At 30.7% G+C, this 16,131-nt stretch carries 18 protein-coding genes, 1 rRNA gene and 1 pseudogene; 8 read left to right on the top strand and 12 right to left on the bottom strand.

Going from position 1 to position 16,131, the window contains the following annotated elements; all coding sequences use genetic code 11:
- Nucleotides 1-149: 149 nt before the first annotated feature.
- A 5S ribosomal RNA gene (gene rrf, locus GBO31_RS15010) occupies nt 150-257 on the top strand.
- 427 nt (nt 258-684) lie between these two features.
- On the opposite strand, the gene GBO31_RS15005 is transcribed toward rrf, so the two are convergent.
- Nucleotides 685-2,808 carry an ATP-binding protein gene (locus tag GBO31_RS15005; RefSeq protein ID WP_219009177.1) on the bottom strand — a complete coding sequence of 708 codons (2,124 nt, stop codon included), beginning with the start codon at nt 2,806-2,808 and terminating at the stop codon, nt 685-687.
- A 283-nt stretch (nt 2,809-3,091) separates the two neighbouring features.
- Between GBO31_RS15005 and trhA the strand changes: the two genes are divergently transcribed.
- Nucleotides 3,092-3,718 carry a PAQR family membrane homeostasis protein TrhA gene (gene trhA, locus GBO31_RS15000; protein ID WP_219009176.1) on the top strand — a complete coding sequence of 209 codons (627 nt, stop codon included), beginning with the start codon at nt 3,092-3,094 and terminating at the stop codon, nt 3,716-3,718.
- 54 nt (nt 3,719-3,772) lie between these two features.
- Here trhA and GBO31_RS14995 read toward each other — a convergent pair whose 3' ends face one another.
- The 4 genes from GBO31_RS14995 to GBO31_RS14980 all read right to left on the bottom strand — a co-directional run bounded on the left by GBO31_RS14995 (nt 3,773) and on the right by GBO31_RS14980 (nt 6,537).
- On the bottom strand, nt 3,773-4,573 hold the full coding sequence (locus GBO31_RS14995) for a hypothetical protein (protein WP_219009175.1): 801 nt from the start codon (nt 4,571-4,573) through the stop codon (nt 3,773-3,775).
- A gap of 125 nt (nt 4,574-4,698) precedes the next feature.
- Entirely contained in the window at nt 4,699-5,127 is a 429-nt protein-coding gene (locus GBO31_RS14990; RefSeq protein WP_219009174.1) for a DUF4268 domain-containing protein, read from the bottom strand.
- Nucleotide 5,128: 1 nt separating this feature from the next.
- Entirely contained in the window at nt 5,129-5,806 is a 678-nt protein-coding gene (locus GBO31_RS14985; RefSeq protein WP_343211316.1) for a ZIP family metal transporter, read from the bottom strand.
- Nucleotides 5,806-6,537, bottom strand: coding sequence for an SAM-dependent methyltransferase (locus GBO31_RS14980; protein WP_219009173.1), 732 nt, complete (start codon nt 6,535-6,537; stop codon nt 5,806-5,808). The genes GBO31_RS14985 and GBO31_RS14980 overlap by 1 nt, the downstream gene beginning before the upstream one ends.
- Before the next feature lie 71 nt (nt 6,538-6,608).
- On the opposite strand from GBO31_RS14980, the gene GBO31_RS14975 reads away from it, so the two are divergent.
- Nucleotides 6,609-7,757, top strand: a complete 1,149-nt coding sequence (locus tag GBO31_RS14975) for a THUMP domain-containing class I SAM-dependent RNA methyltransferase (protein WP_219009180.1) — start codon at nt 6,609-6,611, stop codon at nt 7,755-7,757.
- A gap of 34 nt (nt 7,758-7,791) precedes the next feature.
- Here GBO31_RS14975 and GBO31_RS14970 read toward each other — a convergent pair whose 3' ends face one another.
- The 3 genes and pseudogenes from GBO31_RS14970 to rlmD form a co-directional block, all read right to left on the bottom strand.
- Complete coding sequence (locus GBO31_RS14970) at nt 7,792-8,517, bottom strand: DUF6048 family protein (protein WP_219009172.1); 726 nt, start codon at nt 8,515-8,517, stop codon at nt 7,792-7,794.
- Nucleotides 8,483-8,998, bottom strand: a complete 516-nt coding sequence (locus GBO31_RS14965; protein ID WP_219009171.1) for a DUF6452 family protein — start codon at nt 8,996-8,998, stop codon at nt 8,483-8,485. Before GBO31_RS14965 ends, GBO31_RS14970 begins: the two co-directional genes overlap by 35 nt.
- 2 nt (nt 8,999-9,000) lie before the next feature.
- Nucleotides 9,001-10,110: pseudogene (gene rlmD, locus GBO31_RS14960) on the bottom strand (23S rRNA (uracil(1939)-C(5))-methyltransferase RlmD); the annotation flags it as partial.
- Between the two features lie 131 nt (nt 10,111-10,241).
- Here rlmD and GBO31_RS14955 point away from each other — a divergent pair.
- The 3 genes from GBO31_RS14955 to rocD all read left to right on the top strand — a co-directional run bounded on the left by GBO31_RS14955 (nt 10,242) and on the right by rocD (nt 12,701).
- Nucleotides 10,242-10,805 carry an RNA polymerase sigma factor gene (locus tag GBO31_RS14955; protein WP_219009170.1) on the top strand — a complete coding sequence of 188 codons (564 nt, stop codon included), beginning with the start codon at nt 10,242-10,244 and terminating at the stop codon, nt 10,803-10,805.
- Nucleotides 10,795-11,175, top strand: coding sequence for a DUF6768 family protein (locus GBO31_RS14950; protein ID WP_219009169.1), 381 nt, complete (start codon nt 10,795-10,797; stop codon nt 11,173-11,175). The genes GBO31_RS14955 and GBO31_RS14950 overlap by 11 nt, the downstream gene beginning before the upstream one ends.
- 248 nt (nt 11,176-11,423) lie before the next feature.
- Nucleotides 11,424-12,701: an ornithine--oxo-acid transaminase gene (rocD, locus tag GBO31_RS14945; RefSeq protein WP_219009168.1), complete on the top strand. Its 1,278-nt coding sequence runs from the start codon at nt 11,424-11,426 to the stop codon at nt 12,699-12,701.
- A gap of 57 nt (nt 12,702-12,758) precedes the next feature.
- On the opposite strand, the gene GBO31_RS14940 is transcribed toward rocD, so the two are convergent.
- Together GBO31_RS14940 and GBO31_RS14935 are read right to left on the bottom strand one after the other, a co-directional pair.
- The gene (locus GBO31_RS14940; RefSeq protein ID WP_219009167.1) at nt 12,759-13,187 is read right to left on the bottom strand and encodes a DUF2752 domain-containing protein; all 429 of its coding nucleotides are present in this window, start codon (nt 13,185-13,187) and stop codon (nt 12,759-12,761) included.
- Nucleotides 13,177-13,452 carry a CD225/dispanin family protein gene (locus tag GBO31_RS14935; RefSeq protein WP_219009166.1) on the bottom strand — a complete coding sequence of 92 codons (276 nt, stop codon included), beginning with the start codon at nt 13,450-13,452 and terminating at the stop codon, nt 13,177-13,179. Before GBO31_RS14935 ends, GBO31_RS14940 begins: the two co-directional genes overlap by 11 nt.
- Before the next feature lie 147 nt (nt 13,453-13,599).
- On the opposite strand from GBO31_RS14935, the gene GBO31_RS14930 reads away from it, so the two are divergent.
- Both GBO31_RS14930 and GBO31_RS14925 read left to right on the top strand, forming a co-directional pair.
- Nucleotides 13,600-13,821 carry a hypothetical protein gene (locus GBO31_RS14930; RefSeq protein ID WP_219009165.1) on the top strand — a complete coding sequence of 74 codons (222 nt, stop codon included), beginning with the start codon at nt 13,600-13,602 and terminating at the stop codon, nt 13,819-13,821.
- Nucleotides 13,822-14,379, top strand: coding sequence for a DNA mismatch repair protein MutS (locus tag GBO31_RS14925; RefSeq protein ID WP_219009164.1), 558 nt, complete (start codon nt 13,822-13,824; stop codon nt 14,377-14,379).
- Nucleotides 14,380-14,384: 5 nt separating this feature from the next.
- Here GBO31_RS14925 and GBO31_RS14920 read toward each other — a convergent pair whose 3' ends face one another.
- Both GBO31_RS14920 and GBO31_RS14915 read right to left on the bottom strand, forming a co-directional pair.
- Nucleotides 14,385-14,930 (bottom strand): hypothetical protein, encoded by a 546-nt coding sequence (locus GBO31_RS14920; RefSeq protein ID WP_219009163.1) that lies wholly within the window; start codon nt 14,928-14,930, stop codon nt 14,385-14,387.
- Nucleotides 14,931-14,940: 10 nt separating this feature from the next.
- Nucleotides 14,941-16,080 carry a hypothetical protein gene (locus GBO31_RS14915; RefSeq protein ID WP_219009162.1) on the bottom strand — a complete coding sequence of 380 codons (1,140 nt, stop codon included), beginning with the start codon at nt 16,078-16,080 and terminating at the stop codon, nt 14,941-14,943.
- Between the last annotated feature and the right edge of the window lie 51 nt (nt 16,081-16,131).

Here is a 16,131-nt window from a genome sequence, read left to right as displayed (position 1 = left end):
TAGTAAATAGCTTCTTGTATTTTATATATTTAAATCAATATGTCAACAATATTATGTTAGTATTGAGTACAAAGTAGTGAGTAGTTAGATGTGTGAAAAATCTAATATCTCAATACTCAGTACTGAATACTCAGATACTAATAAAAGTTTAAGGTGGTTATAGCATCGGGGCTCACCTCTTACCATTCCGAACAGAGAAGTTAAGCCCGTTAGCGCCAATGGTACTGCAATCGTGGGAGAGTAGGTCGCCGCCTTCCTTGAAGACCCTTCATTATCAAAATGAAGGGTTTTTTTATGCACTAAATTTATGGAATAGCTATATGAATGGAACCAAGTCAATGGAGTTAAAATCAGTTATAGAATAACTTATATCAATTGTTGATGCCATTTTTAAGTGGTTAACTCATGATGGATTTTATTAAAAAGGTTATTAGTGAATGAATGATTAATTAGTTGAATGTTGTATAGACTGGAGGTTTATTGTAGCACTATTTTATAAGGTTTGTAGAAGTAAAGTATCGATGTTTTAGCTAACTATATTTTAGAAGTATTGATAGTATTGGATGTATTCTTTTGATTATCAATAATGCATCTAGGTAAAAACCCCAAACTGAATTACAACTCGGGGTTTTAGATAGAGAATATTAACCAATGTTAATACTGTTATTTCTAAAAAGCTTTTATTTATGACGCCTTAGAAATTTTACCATTTAGATTCGTTTCAATTTTATTGAAAAACTCTTCGTTTTTATAAGGTTTTCTTAGAAAGTCATTGAAACCAGAATTTGGATCTAAAATCGCTTGTACTGTATCTTGAGTATCGGAAGCTGTTAGGGCAATAATTGGAACGGTAGGATTAAACTGTCTTATTATTTTAGTGGCTTCCATACCTCCCATGTTTGGCATATTTAAATCCATCAAAATAAGGTCGTAATCATTTTCTTTTACCATTTGAGTAGCAATAAGACCATCATCTGCTATTTGCGAATGGTATCCTTTGGTTTTAAGTACGTTTTGAGTAACGATTTGATTTATTTTATTATCTTCTACGATAAGAATAGTATAATCTTCTTCATTTAATAATGGAATACAATCTTTAGTAGCTTTATTTTCAGTTGTATTTATATTGGCTGAATCAATTTCAAAACCGATAGTAAAATAAAAAGTAGTTCCTTCTCCAGGAGCACTCTTGATTTTTATATCTCCTCCATGAAGGTTTACTAGGTTTTTTACAATATTTAGGCCTAACCCTGTTCCTGTGGTATGATCTTTAGAATCAGCTTGTGAGAATTTTTCAAATATTATTTCTTGTTTATCCAAAGGAATTCCTCTTCCATCATCTTTTATTTCGAATGTAATGTCCACGTTGTTATTCTTGATAACTGGATTTTTGAAATTTAACCAAATATTACCCTTCTTTGTAAATTTATTGGCATTACTAATTAAATTAATGAAAATTTGCGATAACCTCACTTGGTCTCCTATCAGATAATGAGGAATATTTTTGTCAAAATTAAGATGTAAAGTATTGCCATTTTTGTCAGCTTGATATTCAAAAGAGTTTTTAATATCGTCAGCTAAACTTTTAATATTATATGATGACTCGTCCAAACTAATTTCGTAAGATTCCATTTTAGTAACCTGTAGGACATCATTGATAAGGTTTAAAAGGTGATCCGCAGAAAACYTCATGAGCTTAATAAATTTATGATTTTCTTCATCTTTGATTCTGTCCATTAGAATTGAAGATAGACCTACAACACCATATAAAGGTGTTCTAAGTTCATGACTAACGGTAGAAATAAATTTTGTCTTAACTGCGGCAAGTCTATCCGATTTTTCTTTTGATATTTTTAACTCCTTATTTCTTATTGCTAGAGACTCACCAAGAACTTTTGTTTTTCTATGGTTATAGATAAAGAAACAAAATAGTATAAGACATAATATAAGTAATGATAAAGTAAAAATTGAGATTTTTTGGGATTGTTTTGCTTTTTCAGTTTGTATAGTGTTATTCTTATTACTTACTACTAATTGCTCTTTAAATTGATTATTGTCTAATTTTTCTATTTCTAATGCAGTTTCGTGATGTTTTGTATATTTTTTTAGAATGACATATGCTCTATCTTGTCGTCCAAGTTTCACTAATAAATCCTCGTATTTTTTGTATACAGTCATCGCCTGTCTAAACATTTTGTTTTTTTCAGCTATTGTAGCTGCCTTTTCAAAATATCTAATAGCGTTGCTGTAATTTTTATGAATCATAAAATATTCACCAAATCTTGTATATGTAGTGAGTAGGTTAACCGGATTTTGAGTATCTCTGGTGAAGTACTTTTGACATTTTTCCAATAAGCTATAGGCTTTTCTATAATTTCTTGTTTTTAAATAGATATTAGCAAGATTTAGTTCGACAACATGTCTGGAGTGTTTGTCTAAATCTTCTGAACTCTTGTAAATTTGTTTGATTCTTTTTAGAGCTCTACCTGGTTTATTGAAACCTTCTAGATATACTAAAGCAATGTTATTATTAACCTCAATCGTAAGTTCTGAATGTCCTTTCAGCTCTGTTATGTATAACTCCGCTACTTTATATTCTTTTAAAGCATTTTTATATTCTTTATTTGAGAAGTAAATTTCACCAAGGAGATTATAGGCGTATCCTTTCAGGTAATATTCTTGTTGAGGATTAAACTTTGAAGAAACATCAATAATTCTTTCAATTACCATAACACCATTGGCTCTTCCAATGGAGCTTAGATGCTCTTCAGTATCGGTAATGGTGCAAATCAATTCAGAAAATGACATTTCTTCATATTGGTTTGCGTATGTCTTAGAAAAAAATAGGTTAATGCATAGGAAACATATAAAATACGGGGCTATTTTAATACTTTTCATTATTTAATACAGGTTTTGGGGCAATCAAATATATGCAAAAAAAAGATAATTAACGGTTTAAAAGCTAATTAAATACGGTTAAAGTGTAATTTAATTTGTTTTAACTTAATTAAAACAAGTGAATTCTTACTTAAGGGGAATATTTTTTTATGTGTGATTAAAAAAAATAATCACTTTCTTATTTTTGTGAGGTATGAAAAAACAAACCTCTTTAGAAGAAAAATGGAATTGGATTAGTCATGGATTAGGGTTCTTGCTTGCTATTGTAGGGTTATTTTTATTGCTAATTTTTGATACTAATAAAACTGCTTATAGTAAATTTTCAATAATTACTTATGCCATTTCCTTGATCGTACTATATTTTTCCTCTTCTATGTATCATTATGTAGTGGATACTCGACTTAAGAGTAGGTTTAGAGTTATGGATCATATAGGTATTTATTTATTAATTGCTGGAACCTATACTCCTGTAACACTAATAGCTTTGATTAACGGTAAAGGATGGTTTCTTTTTATTTTGGTTTGGTCATTTGCTTTTTTAGGATCAGTTCTTAAGTTATTTTATACAGGTAAATTTGAATTCGTTTCTGTTCTTCTTTATTTGATTATGGGGTGGTTAATTGTTTTAGATTTTTCAAGATTGACTGATATAGTAGGATCAGCTGGAATTTCATATCTAATTTATGGGGGCTTAGCTTATACCATTGGAATAATCTTTTATGCTTTAAAAAGGCTGAAATTTAATCATGTGATATGGCATTTTTTTGTGTTAGGAGGAAGCATTTTTCACTTTATCTTTATTTGGAAATATGTTATTTAATAATACCATACTAGAGAATTTTGTAAAACCCTAATATGGTATTTTATTGGTTATCTATCCTCTACATCCACGTATTACACCAAAAACATAGTCATCTGCAGCTTCGTTAAATTCATCTCCGCAGTTGCGATCACTACTTCCACCGCTGGCATTATTTACATTGCTACATTGATCATGGTCCATACAGTCTTTAGTCCAAGCACTCGGAATCCACCATCTTCCACAATCTGCACCGCATCTTCCCATACAGCCATAGTTTCTTCTTGGTTTACTTCCGACTTTTACCCGATCTCTATGGTTTCCATTGGAATCGTCGTATTCTGCCGTTACATAAGTATTCTTTCGTATACAAGTAATTCCCTCATTTCTACTTTTTAGATTTGTAGAATTTGATGATGAATGGATATTTCTTTTTTTATAAACATATCCGATTGGTGACTTACCCCAATATTCCATTAGTGTTAATAAAGTATACTCAGCCATAGAAATGTCTCCTTTTTTGGTATCTAACAAATATTCGGAGATTATTTTTCCTGTGTTTAACAACGCTTCCTTTTGAGATTCGGAGAAATTGTTATCATGTCCATTAATGCTAATGTCCTCATTTTCGAAATTAATAAAGGCTTCAATATCCATTTTATCAATGGATATCAATACTTTATACTGTAGTTCAGATAATGCTTTGACAGAATAATTGATGGTACTATTATTTGTATTGAATTTACCAGAAAAATTATCATCATTCTGTACTTCAAGACCAATTTCTTGAGCTTTTGGAGAGACGTTTTCATGAGTACATTGAATGCATACAAATGCACATAGCAATAAAGCTATGGAGTTAACATAGTTTTTCATAATTATTGAGTTTGTGTTTTAGTTAACTGTAATATATGAAAAACTCTTAATATTGTGAATTTATTAAAATTTTAATACAAAAAATTTTAATTTGTTAATATTGGTACATTGAAATTGTGATAATGTTAATTATCTATAAGCTCTTTATATTCCAAAAAGAAACTTTCAAGTTTATCCATGTGATTATTAAGAAATTTCATGGTGATTTCCCAAGTTTTTTTGTTGTGAATACTCACATTCATAAGCTCTATATAAACCTTTGAAATCACTTTGCCATTTTCAAGAATATATCGATCATCAAAAAGAATATCTTCAATATACTCTTGTTTTAAGATGTTTTTTAAACTCAACAATTTATCATAATAATATGCTCTTATGATATCGTCATATGGTTCTATATCAATGGATACTTGAGCTATTTTGGTGGTAAATGTAAATTTAAGTGTTACATCCTTGATTTTTGTGTTATATAGTAACCATTTTCTTGGATATTCTTTTCCAAAGGTAGTCCAGAACTCTTGCCTTATTTTTTTTGATTCTTCCTTACTAAACATATTAAACAAAATAAGCACAAGCTGTGGCAGCTAAGATTACCATTAATTTGGTGATATTAAATTTATGTCCCTCATTACTTTCAAATAGTATTGTAGTAGATACGTGTAGAAAAATTCCAATAACGAGTGCGGTAATTTCTTTATAGTATTTTTGAACAGCTTCAAAATGCTCAGAAATTAAAGTTCCCAGAGGGGTCATTAATGCGAAAACAAAAAGAAAACCGATAATAGAAGTTTTTTTAATTTCTGTATTGATTAAAAAAGTGGTTAATATCATAGCAATAGGAATTTTATGTACAATAATTCCAATAAGTATTCCTTCAGTATGATGAATAGGGAAGCCTTCCAAAATGGCATGAATTCCTAGACTTATAAATAATAATTTAGGAACTCGACTTGTTTTTTTGTTTAAATGAATATGTCCGTGTTCAGCACCTTTCGAAAAGTATTCTAATATTTTTTGAAGTAAGATTCCAAACATAATCCAAACGCCTGTTTGTTTGGCATATTCATGATCTTCAAAAACTTCTGGTAACAGGTTAAAAATAGTAATAGCTAACAAAAAGGCTCCGCTAAAAGCTAAAAGTAATTTTAAGTTTTGTTGATTACTAGGTTTAAATATATACACTATAATCGAACCTATAAAAACTGCTAATATGGATAGAATGTGATGATACACTATTTGAAAATAAGAATAAGTCGGGTAGAAGTAGTTTTATAAAATTTTTCGAGTTGATAGCTACCAAATATATCTAGCAGATTAACTTCAGCCTCTTCAAAATATTTTTTAAAATCATGTAAAGTTAGTGCTTTTACTCTTTCAGTAAAGAAGTAATCTTCCTGGTTATCATTGAACCGTATTTCTTTGTAAATGTAACCTTCTTTTACATAACGCTTTATATAGAAAGTGATTCCCGAAACTTCCTTAACTTCTTCAGGAACAAGATTGTCGATTACATAGTCAACATTCATGAAATCAATAACACCAAATCCTTTTTCATTAAGATTCGACTTTATTGCTTTTATAGTACTTAGATTACATTCTTCTTTTTCGAAATACCCGAAACTTGTAAATAAATTGAAAACTCCTGAGAACTTTTTATGATAAGGTTTCGACATATCATGAACCCTGAATCTCAATGAATCATTCTCAAATTGTGAGGCATGTTCAATACTGTTTTTAGAAAGATCTACACCAGTAACATCAAAGCCCAATTGATTAAGGTAGATACTATGTCTTCCCTTTCCACAGGCGAGATCGAGAAGCTTCTCACCAGGCTCTAGGTTGAGATAGTTACTTAGATTATCCATGAATTGTTGAGCCTCTTCCTGACCTCTATCTTTATATAATATATGATAATATGGTGTATCAAACCAAGATGCATACCACATTGTAGAATCTTTTAGCATAGGGCGCAAAATTAATGTATTTTTGCGGTTTAATAATAGCGATTTAAAAGATAGTGAGTAATTCATTTAAAATGGTAGCCAAAACCTTATTTGGTTTTGAAGAAATTTTAGCAAAAGAACTAAGGGATTTAGGAGCATTAAAAGTGCAGGTAGGTAACAGAATGGTTAGTTTTTATGGTGATAAAGGATTTATGTATAAAGCCAATCTATGCCTGAGAACTGCTTTAAAAATTTTGAAGCCAATAGCAACCAAAAAAATCCGAAATGAAAAGGACTTATATAACTTTATACAATCTATTGGTTGGGAAGAATATCTAGATGAAAACGAGACTTTTGCAATTTATGCAACTGTTAATTCAACTGTTTTCAGGCATTCTCAATTTGTTTCTCTAAAATCTAAAGATGCTATTGTAGATAAATTTAGAAAGCAAAGGGGCAGGAGACCTAGTGTAAATACAGAGTATCCAGATCTAACTATTAACATACATATTCAGCAGGACTTATGTACGGTATCTCTTGATAGTTCAGGTGGATCCTTACATCATAGAGGATATAGAACAGCAACAAATATTGCTCCAATAAATGAAGTTCTTGCTGCTGGTTTATTGTTATTATCAGGATGGGATGGAAGATCTGATTTCCTAGATCCGATGTGTGGTAGTGGAACGCTTGCAATTGAAGCAGCTATGATTGCTTGTAATATCCCCGCAAACCTGAATAGAAAAGAGTTTGCTTTTGAAAAATGGTTGGATTGGGATATGGATTTATTTGAAAAAATCGAAGAATCTTGTTTGAATAAAACTAGAGAGTTTTCATACAAAATTTTAGGTTTTGATAAGGCGCCTTCTGCTATTAGAAAAGCGAAAAAAAATGTAGAGAATGCAAATCTTTCAGATTTTGTAACTATCGAAAATCAAAACTTCTTTGAAAGTTTTAAAGAAAACGAAAATAAACTTCATATGGTGTTTAACCCTCCTTATGGGGAGCGTTTAGAATTGAATGAAGAAGAATTTTATAGTAAAATAGGAGATACTTTAAAACAAAATTATCCTAATACGAATGCTTGGTTTATAACTTCTAATCTGGAAGTTTTAAAATATGTCGGGCTACGACCGTCTAGAAAAATAAAAGTATTTAATGGTAAATTAGAATCTAGACTTGTTAAGTATGAAATGTATTCAGGAAGTAAAAAAGCTAAGTTTCAAAATAAAAAACCTTAAAATATTTCCTTTACTGTATTAAGAAAACATACTTTTATCTTTTCTTTTTATAAAAAGGAATCAAATAGTTAATGGTATACGTATAACCAACATTGAATTCACTAAAATCATTGGTTCTTCCAAATCCGGGGATGAATAAATTTTCGAATCCATCGGGATCTTGTTCATTCACAATTCTTCTTAATGAAACATTTGCTCCTAAATAAAGGTTTTTAAGAACTTCTACTTTTAGTCCTAATATAAATTCTACCCATCCAGCTGTTAAACCATTAGATTCTCTCACTTCGTTTCTGAAATTTTCAGGATTATCTTCGGTGTCAAAAAAGTTTGTTCCTGTGAAAATGTTATAATTATTCAATGTTTGATCGAAAGTAGAAAAACCATATCTAAGACCTGCATAGATGCTATTTTGCATTCCATACCAGTTTTTATATGTATTATAATCTACACCTAATCTAATATAACTTCCTGATCCTTCAACATTAATATTGGTTTCATTTCGCAATAAGGATTCATTACCAATTTCTCCAGCGATATAGTAATTCTTATAAATTCTGTAATCTGCATTAATTTCAAAACCTGAATAATCATCATTCGCAGCAGTTCTGATAAATCTGGCAATATCTACTCCAAATCTAATTCCATACTTTTCTGATGGAGGTAGCGTGTCTCTGGAAGAAATATTAGGTTCTTCCTGACTATAAATCATACCTGTAAACAGTATGCTAATGAAAAATAAGTACGTGTGCAACTGTTTCATTAATAACATCTGGTTGTTCTATTAATATTCTTTTTATCCAATTTCCATTATCCTCTTCTGGAGTCAGTGTTCTTTCTAGTCCATTGTATAAAACCCTAAAACCACAAGCGCTACTCACGTATTCTTCCACAGGTGTATATTGAAAGCTCACAACATCCGTATTTGGATCATCTCCACCATCTTCAGTATCAGAATTGATGGTAAATTCAAAATCAGTTAATAAAGCATTCGTCCTTAATGGAATTAAAATAGAATCTTGATTAGTTGTATAAGTAATAACACTATCAAAATCTACAGCTTTTACTTGGAGTTCATCAGGTTGTTTAATATCTGTAGATGTAACATCATCAATAAATTTGATAATCAAAAATGGTGTTGTTGGAGTGTCTTCTGCACAAATGTCATCACGTTCACAACTGGAAGTGAAACAAATAATGCTTAAGCAGCAAATTAAAAGTGTAAAAACCTTATATAATTTCATTCTTATCTTTTTTCTAATAAAACCACATTTTCAACATGGTGGGTTTGTGGAAACATATCCACAGGTTGTACTTTAGTAACCTTATACACACTATCTAATAACGATAAATCCCTTGCTTGTGTTGCACTATTACAGCTCACATATACGATTTTGTTTGGCGAAATATTTAGCAATTGAGCCACCACATCTTTGTGCATACCATCTCTTGGTGGATCAGTTATGACAACTTCCGGTTGTCCGTGAGTGCTAATAAACTCATTTGTAAATACTTTTTTCATATCACCCACATAAAACTCTACATTGTCTATGCTGTTATGTTTGGCATTTGCTTTAGCATCTTCAATAGCTTCAGGAACTGCTTCGACTCCAATAACCTTTTTAGCTTTTTTAGCAACAAATTGAGCAATCGTTCCTGTTCCAGTATATAAATCGTAGACTAATTCTTCTCCGGTTAGACCTGCAAATTCTCTGGTTATTTTATACAATTCATAAGCTTGTTTAGAATTTGTCTGGTAAAATGATTTAGCATTTATTTTAAAACGTAAACCTTCCATCTCTTCTTCAATATGATCTTTTCCGTGATAACAAATTACTTCTTGATCATAAATTGTATCATTTCCCTTTGGATTAATAACATATTGTAAAGATGTGATTTGCGGAAACTCTGAAATAATATAGTCTAATAGTAGTGTTCTTTTTTCTACGTCTTCATGAAAAAATTGAATCAATACCATGATCTCTCCAGTAGATACAATACGCATCATCAAAGTTCTAAGAAAGCCTTTTTGGTTTCTGGCATTATAAAAGGATAGACCATTTTCGGTAGCAAATGTCTTAACCTTGTTTCTGATAGCATTACTAGGATCTTCTTGTAAATGACATTTATCTATATCCAAAATTTTGTCCCACATTCCAGGGATATGAAATCCTAGTGCATTGCGATTTCCAATTTCTGTATCACTTTGAATTTCTTCTAATGTTAGCCATCTGCTATCACTAAAAGAAAATTCCATCTTATTTCTATAGAAAAATTGATCTTCAGAACCTAATATAGTATTCACTTCAGGTAATTCTATTTTTCCCAATCGAGTAAGGTTGTTGATGACTTCTTTCTATTCTTTCTTGCCATAGCGCAAAAATAAGAATAGAAACCATATACTTATGAAATATTCAATATATCTTATAAAAAGAATAAAAAAATGAACCAAATTAATTTTTCCACGTCAATAGTATAAAGGTTACGATGATCAATACCAATAAGACATTTGATTCTTTGCTGGTTCTACAGTGTCAATCCGGAAATAAGAAAGCTGCAGCAATTCTTGTTAAAAGATGGCATGTTAAGTTATGTAAGCATGCAAACTGGTATGTAAAAGATGAACATTTTTCTAAAGATATCGTTCAGGATTGTTGGAATATTATTTTTCTGAAAATTTCTAAACTTAAGAATACAAATAGCTTTGGAAGCTGGGCACTGTCTATAGTAACTAGAAAATCAATCGATTGGTTGCGAAAAAATAAAAAGGAGAAAGAACTTTTAGATACTTATAAAAAACGATTGGATCATGTAAGTGTTATTGATGAAACAATTGATGAAACGGAAGTAATAAAAGTGTTGCTAAAAAAAGCAATAAACATGTTACCAGAACAACAAAAAATGGTATTGAATCTTTTCTATAAAGAAGAATATAGTATTAAGGAAATAAGTGACATAATAGGTATTTCTAAAGGAACTGTGAAATCTCGCTTATTTACAGCACGAGAAAAATTAAAATTAATTCTAAAAAATAAAAATTATGAATACTAATATGGAGGAAATTGATAAGTTAATAAAGGAAACATTAACAAAAGAAGAAGCTAAGTTTTATGATGAATTAGATGAGCAAACTATGTTTGAAATGATAGGAGGTATGTATAAAACTAAAAACAGATGGATCATCATAATGATGAATATCGTTAACGTAATAGCATTTGGTTTATTTATTTATTGTGTTGTCAAATTTTTAGGAGCTGAAAGTACCAATGATTTAATAAAATGGAGTGCTGCTGGCTTCTTGTGTATTATGATGACATCAATGCTCAAAATATTTTCTTGGTTACAAATTGATAAAAATGCGCTAATAAGAGAAATTAAGAGATTAGAACTACAAGTTTCATCATTAGCAAGTAAATTGTAAATAATGCATTATTTGCTTTATAATAAAATTATTAAATAGTTAACTAATTGCCTTTTTATTTTGAATAATTAAAAATTGTATGTTACAGAGGTTCTAAAATTAGATAATCAATAAAGATTTAGTAATTTGCGGATCTCTTAGGGATGATTTCTCTCCCACGCTGAATTTTCGTTCCGATAACTATCGGAATTTGCGAAAGGATAAAGGTACAGAAGGAATGGTTATTTTATCAATTTAAATTATTAAAAATGGCTGTTTTAGAAAAATTAACTTCTCAACAAGCAATCGATTTAGAAAACAAGTATGGAGCTCACAACTACCATCCATTACCAGTAGTATTAAGCAAAGGTGAAGGAGTGTATGTATGGGATGTAGAAGGAAAGAAATATTATGATTTCTTAAGTGCTTACTCCGCAGTAAATCAAGGACATTGTCATCCGAAAATTGTTGGTGCTATGATGGAGCAGGCACAAACGCTAACATTAACCTCTAGAGCATTTTACAATGATAAGTTAGGGGAATATGAAAAATTCGCATCAGAGTTTTTTGGTTTCGATAAGTTATTACCGATGAATACTGGAGCTGAAGCTGTAGAAACTGCTTTGAAGATTTGTAGAAAATGGGCATATGAGAAAAAAGGTATTTCAGAGAATGAGGCACAAATAATAGTTTGTGAAAATAATTTTCATGGAAGAACTACTACTATTATATCTTTTTCTAATGATCCTGTAGCTCGTAAGAATTTTGGTCCTTATACATCTGGTTTTATTAAAATCGAATATGACAATCTAAAACAATTAGAAGAAGCTTTAGAAAACAATAAAAATGTAGCAGGATTTTTAGTAGAACCGATACAAGGAGAAGCAGGAGTTTATGTTCCTTCTGAAGATTATTTGTCTAAAGCTAAAGCATTATGTGAAAAACACAATGTATTGTTTATAGCGGATGAAGTTCAAACTGGTATTGCAAGAACAGGAAGACTATTAGCGACTTGTGGTGATTGTTCTTGTAGTGATAAAAATTGTTCTGGAACTCCAAATGTAAAACCAGATATTCTTATCCTTGGAAAAGCACTTAGTGGTGGTGCATATCCTGTTTCAGGAGTATTGGCAAATGATCCCATTATGGAAGTAATCCGACCTGGGAATCACGGTAGTACTTTTGGTGGGAACCCAGTAGCAGCAGCTGTGGCAATTGCCGCTTTAGAGGTTGTTAGAGATGAAAAATTAGCAGAGAACGCTTTTGAATTAGGTGAGCTGTTTAGATCTGAGATGAATGCATATATACAAACATCTAATATTGTTACATTAGTTAGAGGGAAAGGACTACTAAATGCTATTGTAATTAATGATGATGAAGATAGTGATACGGCTTGGAATATTTGCGTAGCATTAAAAGAAAATGGTTTATTAGCAAAACCTACTCATGGTAATATTATTCGTTTTGCTCCTCCATTAGTAATGAATAAAGAGCAGTTATTAGAATGTGTTGAGATTATAACAAAAACACTTAAGGAGTTTGAATAAAACTTTTTAATACTAATAATATTAAAAGAGAGTAGGGCAAATTGTTCTGCTCTTTTTTTATGGTGCCAAATGACAAAAAGGTGGACTAGCTATATTTCTTAAAATCCAATAAGAAATGATCAAAACAAAAACGGTAATTGTGAAGTATTTGTTATAAGTCCAATCTACTACTTCTTTTTTAAAATAGTTTTTAGCAATGTAATAATATACCTTAATTCCTAAGACAATAGCTAAGATTACAAACAGCAGGTTGTGTTGTAATGCCTGTAAAATGCGACCATTTAATAAATCATGAACCGCTCGTTGACTTCCGCAACCAGGACAATGATAACCGGTAAGAGAATGGAAAATACAACTTGGAAAAAATCCTTCACCTGTATGAGATTCTGGATCATGTACATAGTAATACTGAACCAAAAAAAATATAGGTACTAGTGCAAGCCAGTACCCATATTTTAGTAATTTGTTTGGTAATCTAAAACGCACCTTGACTCATTCCTGAAAAGATTGCTATTCCAAAAAACACAAAGTATAGCACCCAGCCAACAAGACTGACTCCGATACCAATTAGCCCCCATAATTTTGCATTTTTAGAGGCAGCAACGGCTCCTTCGTAGTCTCCAGCATCATATTTTGTATTTACTTGAGTTGAATAAATAATACTTACAATACCTGTGATCATACAACATAAAATTGTAGAAATGATTGCCAGCGCTAGGTGATTGCTAGGTCTTGGTTGATTAGCTTCCATATATATAAACTTAATTAATAATTAATTTTTTAATAAATAATCAGAAAAATAGGGGTGAAATATATATTTCTGAGGTACAATATACACAATTTGAGTATTTCAAAAATTAATGTGTATAAAAAATCTAATATTTGATACTTTTGCCATATGAATAAAACCAAACTCAAAAAGATTTGTCAAGTTGTGCTAGTTCTAATTGGAACCATTCTTTTGATAGTAGAACTAGGATCCTCAACCAAAAATTATTATATACAGACAATAGGAATTATATGCTTAATGACAGGTTTGTTTATTATAAATACTGGTGTTTCTAGTAGATTCGATAAAAGAGATGTTTCTGTTCCGGAAACTTCAGAAGAAGAAGAATAAATGAATATGATAAACGTAGGAGATATTGTATCAGTCTTAGATGAACCAATAACTGGTAAAGTAATTGCTATTAGTGGAGATGAAATTACGATAACTTCTGATGACGGATTTGAAATGAGTTTTATGAGAGAGGAATTGGTTAAAGAAGAATCTAATAATTTTCTAGTGCCAACCTACGAAGAAGTTCAAAAAAATCTTCAGCATAAAGAAATTTATAAGAAAAAGCCTAAAAGACCTGTAGCTAAACCTAAAGAACGAAATATTCCTGCTATGGAAGTAGATTTGCATATTCATAAGCTGGTGAAATCTACAAAAGGAATGTCTAATCATGATATGGTTACTTTGCAATTAGATACAGCGAAACGTCAGTTGGATTTTGCTATTAGCAAACGTATTCCAAATATTATATTTATTCATGGAGTAGGGCAAGGAGTTCTGAAAGAAGAGTTACGATATTTATTTGGAAGATATGACAATGTTAGAATTTCTGACGCTGACTATAAGAAATATGGCCTTGGAGCCATGGAAATATATATAGTTCAAAATCCAAAGCACTAGCTATATTAGTTTGGTATCTCTACGGTATCGGTTCCTAATACTAATAATTCTCTACGAATTGCAATTCCATTGCCTTCTAAAGTGATATCTTTTAAAGTTAGAGTTCTTTCATATATAGTAGCTGTCGCTGTAGTATTTTGTAAAACATAACTAATTTCTACAGTTCCGTTAGAACTAATAAGTTCTTGTGTTACATTGATGTCACTTACAGGAACACTATTGCAAAAATATTCATCACCATTAATTGCCGTATTAAACTCTCTATAAAGTAGTTGATTGGTACTGGTGTTCAGTGTAATTACTGTTGGTTCATCTAAAGTAATGTCTTCAACAGTCATAGGGTTAATTTCAAAATTAGTATCGGTAAAGTTTACCGATAATGAAGTGTTTGTGTCTTCGTCGATAACAAAAAACACAAAAGTATTATCACTTTCATTTGCACAATTTTGAAGCGATTCATCAAAAATATCTAAAGGAATCTCTAAAATATCTCCTTCGCTACAACTTATAATTATTAAAGTTATTAATGATATATAAATTCTTTTAACCATTTTGCAATCTTTATTCTTTAGGAGTTGTTATAGATACAGTTTGATCTCTAAAACCAAAGGAGAAAGTATCATTTGTAAATTGATCATTTACTTCATTAAGCATTAAACCAGTAATATTTAATGTAGTTCTGAAAACAGTTACAACAGTATTATCAAGAATTGATGGGTTCACCATATTTGCATTTGCTTCATCATTATCAGGATCATTAGCGTCTAGGTAATCCGGAATACCATCATTATCTGTATCCATCGCATCATTAGGAGATCCATCGTCATTAGGATCAGGATTTTCGTTTATAGTATTTATCTCATCGCCATCATCATCAATATCTAAATAATTCGGTATTCCATCGCCATCTGTATCATCATCTCTTGGATTTCCATTACCATCTACATCTTCATTAATAGTATCAATTCCATCTCCATCATCATCTTCGTCTAGATGATTAGGTATATCATCGCCATCTGTATCTTCAAATAATTCCTCACTATTAGGGTCAGTATTACGATATTCTGCACTTGTAAGAATATTGTCATTATCGTCATCCTGATCTTTAAAGTCTGGAATATCATCGCCATCACTATCATAACCATCTTCAATTCCTAACGAATCTGGAGTGGCGTCTTCATTTCCGATAGTATCATCACTCATATTGTCATCAAGATAATTCGGAACACCATCGCCATCAGGATCAGCTTCTGGGTCAATCTCATTTGGTGTTTCTAAGGTAGCTTCTATACCATCATTATCATCTTCGCTAACTATCGTATTTGTTATAGTAGCTTGTCCACCAATTCCAATAAGTTCATCTGTAACGGTTATATTACTATCTGGAATGTTATTACAAAAATAGTCTGCCGTAATAGAAGTGTTAAATTGTCTGTATGTAAGGTTATTTTCAGTGTCTTCTATATTAAGGATAATATTTGTTGCTGTTTCTGATGTTGGAGAATAGGTGGCATCAATGAATCGAAAAGCGATTGCCTCATTCACGGAAGTATTTATTTTAAAAAATACAAATTCATCGGATTCTGCTCCTTCACATAGTTGTAGATCAACATCCTCAAATTCGAAACTTGTTACAATAATATCACCATCATCACAAGAAATAATAGCCAATAAAAAGATAGTGTACAGAAGTTTTCTCACTGTTAATTTTTTAAAATTAGTAATTATCAAACAAGTCTTGATGTTAATTAA

The sequence above is a fragment of the Aquimarina litoralis genome, from assembly GCF_019295435.1.
GTDB lineage: Bacteria > Bacteroidota > Bacteroidia > Flavobacteriales > Flavobacteriaceae > Aquimarina > Aquimarina litoralis_A.
The sequence above is the reverse complement of the archived record's forward strand: the minus strand, read 5'-3'. Positions and strand labels throughout refer to the sequence as shown.

Bases quoted from the DNA above. Each gene is read 5' to 3' on its own strand.
- GBO31_RS14935 (WP_219009166.1), bottom strand. From the start codon at position 13,452: ATGGAAGCTAATCAACCAAGACCTAGCAATCACCTAGCGCTGGCAATC.
- GBO31_RS14965 (WP_219009171.1), bottom strand. From the start codon at position 8,998: ATGAAATTATATAAGGTTTTTACACTTTTAATTTGCTGCTTAAGCATT.
- rocD (WP_219009168.1), top strand. From the start codon at position 11,424: ATGGCTGTTTTAGAAAAATTAACTTCTCAACAAGCAATCGATTTAGAA.
- GBO31_RS14920 (WP_219009163.1), bottom strand. From the start codon at position 14,930: ATGGTTAAAAGAATTTATATATCATTAATAACTTTAATAATTATAAGT.
- GBO31_RS14925 (WP_219009164.1), top strand. From the start codon at position 13,822: ATGAATATGATAAACGTAGGAGATATTGTATCAGTCTTAGATGAACCA.
- GBO31_RS14995 (WP_219009175.1), bottom strand. From the start codon at position 4,573: ATGAAAAACTATGTTAACTCCATAGCTTTATTGCTATGTGCATTTGTA.
- GBO31_RS14950 (WP_219009169.1), top strand. From the start codon at position 10,795: ATGAATACTAATATGGAGGAAATTGATAAGTTAATAAAGGAAACATTA.
- GBO31_RS14980 (WP_219009173.1), bottom strand. From the start codon at position 6,537: ATGCTAAAAGATTCTACAATGTGGTATGCATCTTGGTTTGATACACCA.
- GBO31_RS14930 (WP_219009165.1), top strand. From the start codon at position 13,600: ATGAATAAAACCAAACTCAAAAAGATTTGTCAAGTTGTGCTAGTTCTA.
- GBO31_RS14970 (WP_219009172.1), bottom strand. From the start codon at position 8,517: ATGAAACAGTTGCACACGTACTTATTTTTCATTAGCATACTGTTTACA.
- GBO31_RS14975 (WP_219009180.1), top strand. From the start codon at position 6,609: ATGGTAGCCAAAACCTTATTTGGTTTTGAAGAAATTTTAGCAAAAGAA.
- GBO31_RS14990 (WP_219009174.1), bottom strand. From the start codon at position 5,127: ATGTTTAGTAAGGAAGAATCAAAAAAAATAAGGCAAGAGTTCTGGACT.
- GBO31_RS14955 (WP_219009170.1), top strand. From the start codon at position 10,242: ATGATCAATACCAATAAGACATTTGATTCTTTGCTGGTTCTACAGTGT.
- trhA (WP_219009176.1), top strand. From the start codon at position 3,092: ATGAAAAAACAAACCTCTTTAGAAGAAAAATGGAATTGGATTAGTCAT.